This is a genomic window from Psychrobacter piechaudii (assembly GCF_900162825.1).
Classification (GTDB): Bacteria; Pseudomonadota; Gammaproteobacteria; order Pseudomonadales; family Moraxellaceae; genus Psychrobacter; species Psychrobacter piechaudii.
The window spans coordinates 1-3,380 of sequence record NZ_FUGE01000253.1; the positions used below are offsets into that span (position 1 = coordinate 1).

Genomic DNA, 3,380 nt, shown 5'->3' on the forward strand with positions numbered 1-3,380 from the left:
CATGATAGAGATACCAATGCTGCTAAGAACATCCTTGCGGTCGGGCTTGACCGTCTAGCTGTAGGAATCCCCTCGGTTTAGCGAGGGGAGGAGGTCAATGTATGGTTAATCAATATCTTATCGTTTTTTTTGCTCTAATTTTTGTTGTACTAATTTTTATGTTTACATTGTTAAATTAATTGACTATGATGAATTACTGTTACATGGAACTGGACAGTATTTTCATTATTCTGATTATAACGGTTATAAAGACCTAGTAGATAGATAGTGACAATATAGATATTCCCCTTTAGTTTATGAAATAACGGACTATATCATGAGTAATCTTTACCCTTCTGCAGCACAAGCTTATAACTATCCTTTAACAATCAAGCAATTACTTAACCGCGCTAGAATGACCTCTACACAACAAGAAGTGGTCTTTGCAGATAAACAGCGTATGACTTATGAGCAACTTTTTGGCCGTATTGCTAAATTTGCCAATGTGCTAGAGGGGTTAAATCTTGATAAAGGCGATGTTGTTGCGGTAATGGACTGGGATACCCCTAGATTCCTCGAATCATATTTTGCTATTCCCATGTCGCAATACGTTCTGCAAACCGTAAACGTGCGACTCTCTCCCGAAAAAATTCTGTACACCATCAATCATGCTAAGCCTAAAGTCTTGCTATTGAACTCTGAATTTGCTCCGATGGTAAAAGATTATCAATTTGAGAACTCTTCAATCGAGCACATCATTTGGCTTGATGATAATGGTGTGACCTGTGAAGATGTTTTACCTGAAAGAAAATCTATGGTACTGGGCGAATATGAAGAGCTATTGGAAGCGGCCAGTGATGAGTTTGAGTTTCAAGATTTTGATGAGAATACCATTGCTGTAACTTTCTATACTTCAGGCACGACCGGTAACCCAAAAGGGGTGTTCTTTAGCCATCGTCAACTGGTACTTCATACCCTTGTTGAGGCCGCCTCTTTAGGTACTTTACCTCAAAAGCAAGGCGTGGTACTTGGTGATGTCTATATGCCAATGACACCGATGTTCCACGTTATGGCTTGGGGCTTCCCTTATACCGCCACCATGCTAGGTCTTAAACAAGTTTATCCAGGACGTTATGCACCAGACGTACTGCTGAAATTGATTGAAACTGAAAAAGTCAGCATTACCCATTGTGTGCCGACTATCCTGCAGATGTTATTAAAACAGGCTGAGGCAGAAGGCAAGAAGTTCAATGGCCTAAAAATGATTATCGGTGGCTCTCGTTTAACCGAAGGTCTGGCTTCGGCAGCGCTATCAAGCGGTATCGAAGTATATACTGGATATGGTATGTCAGAGACTGCACCACTTATCAGTATTACTGAGTTTAGTAGTGATGAGGGTGAGCTTAGCTTTGAAGAAGATGTCAAACGTCGCTGCTTAAGTGGTAAGCCTGTAATGCTGGTTGAACAGCAGTTATGGAATGGTGAAGGTAAGGCAGTGGCTCATGATGGAAAAGAGACCGGTGAGCTGGTACTAAGAGCCCCTTGGTTGACTCAAAGCTATTTCAAAAATGCAGATGCTGGCGATGAATTGTGGGAAGGTGGCTATATGCATACTCAAGACATCGCTTCGATTAAAGCAAATGGCTGGTTGAACATATCTGACCGATTAAAAGACGTTATCAAAACTGGTGGTGAGTGGATTTCATCACTGGAGATTGAGACGATTTTATCACTACATCCAGCAGTAGCTGATGTGGCAGTGATTGGTATTCAAGATGAAAAGTGGGGCGAGCGTCCGCTTGCTGCTATTGTGTTAAAGCCAGGTGCTGAGCATACCAATCCAAAAGATATCATTGCTTTGGTAGAACAAGCTGCTGAAAATGGATTAATTGCTAAATACGGCGTTCCTGAGAATCACATTATTGTCGATGAATTACCTAAAACTTCGGTGGGTAAACATGATAAAAAAGTGATGCGTGAGCTGTATGCCAATCAGACTGGCGTTTAATTTCTTTTTTTATATCAGCAGTCCAGGGCAAACGCATACTTTTAAAAAACATTAATATTTTCAGGAACTTATAAATTTAGAAAATAAAACTCTAAATTCATAACTATCTGATTTTAAATACAATTCCTAAAAGTGTGCGTTTGCCCTGATCAGCAGTCTTAATATTTGAATGTTGTATAGACTTAATGGCCGTCACATGATTTTGTGACGGCTATTTTGTTTAAGGAGCGGGTGATCTGTATTAAAGTAGCGGGTATATAAACCGTAAGAGATCAAATAATATGAAACAGATAATAACTATATTAATAGCAGTAGCTTAACCGCCTGTAGCTTTAGGGGGTTTCAACCACCACCCGAAGGGTATGAAGTTTATAAAGAACGTAATTTAGGTGTTAGTAATCAGACTATTATGCAGGACATGAAAAAATGTGGATTTCCAGATGTTTATCATACTTCTGAATATTTGGTTTCTGATAGAAATGAATTTACTAAATCAACTCTATGTATGGAAAGCAAAGGATATAGAAGTAATAGTCATGGTGGTATATGCGAAATTGATTCATTCAAAAATACAGAAGCTTGCCAAAAACACCTCGGTCAATAGTTTGACTGAACTGATTAAAAGACACATTAGCGATTGTTGATGTGTCTTTTGTGTTTAATAATAAAAGAACTATCAAGCCCACGAAGCCGATCCCGTTAGTGGCTTAATTGGTCTGAACTCAAGTACAGGCGGAAATAACTCAGAAGATAAAACAGTGATAGGTGAATGGAAGGATATGATTGGGAATCCTGCTACAGTGCATAGTTGTTATGGAGTGGGAAATAATAAATGCGAAGAAAAAAACTATTGGAATGATAATATCCCCAATAATGGCGCTGATTTACCACAGTGGGTACCTGCATATCGCTATGATAATCCGCAAAATAAGATTGATGGGGAATAATTTATGAAATTACTAACGTTATTAATTTTAATCAGCCTTACTTTATCAGGGTGTCATATAGAGCGAGCTTTCGATTATCCAGACGAATATAAGGGATATTATTTTCATGGCAAGTATCCTACTAAAGGTAGTGCCTTAGCGGAACAAACAAAAAAAGACATGCTTGATTGTGGCTTTCGTAATACCTGGAACAACATTGGTTATATGACGAAAAACGAAGTCGCAATCTCTAGCATGTGTATGGAAAATAAAGGTTATTCCAAGAATCCCCCTGTGTCAGGATAGTTGTCACCCCTAACAATCAAGTAAAAGGGGGTAATAAGGAACAAAGATGTCCAGATACAGTGAAGAGAGAAAACAAGCTATATTAACCAAGCTATCGCCGCCACATAACTTAAGTGTATCAGAAGTTGCAAGAAGTGAAGGCATAGGTGTACAAACCCTAT

Annotated in this window: 3 protein-coding genes and 1 pseudogene; all 4 read left to right on the top strand. The window is 38.9% G+C overall.

Translation table 11 applies throughout. From position 1 onward, the window contains the following. Positions 1-81: pseudogene (locus A1019T_RS13805) on the top strand (RNA-guided endonuclease TnpB family protein); the annotation flags it as partial. A 235-nt stretch (positions 82-316) separates the two neighbouring features. Beyond that, the gene (locus tag A1019T_RS12595) at positions 317-1,987 is read left to right on the top strand and encodes a fatty acid--CoA ligase (protein WP_077452044.1); all 1,671 of its coding nucleotides are present in this window, start codon (positions 317-319) and stop codon (positions 1,985-1,987) included. Positions 1,988-2,766: 779 nt separating this feature from the next. Continuing rightward, entirely contained in the window at positions 2,767-2,934 is a 168-nt protein-coding gene (locus A1019T_RS13335) for a hypothetical protein (RefSeq protein ID WP_167366886.1), read from the top strand. A 3-nt stretch (positions 2,935-2,937) separates the two neighbouring features. Further along, positions 2,938-3,219: a hypothetical protein gene (locus tag A1019T_RS12600; RefSeq protein WP_077452048.1), complete on the top strand. Its 282-nt coding sequence runs from the start codon at positions 2,938-2,940 to the stop codon at positions 3,217-3,219. The last annotated feature ends 161 nt before the right edge of the window (positions 3,220-3,380 follow it).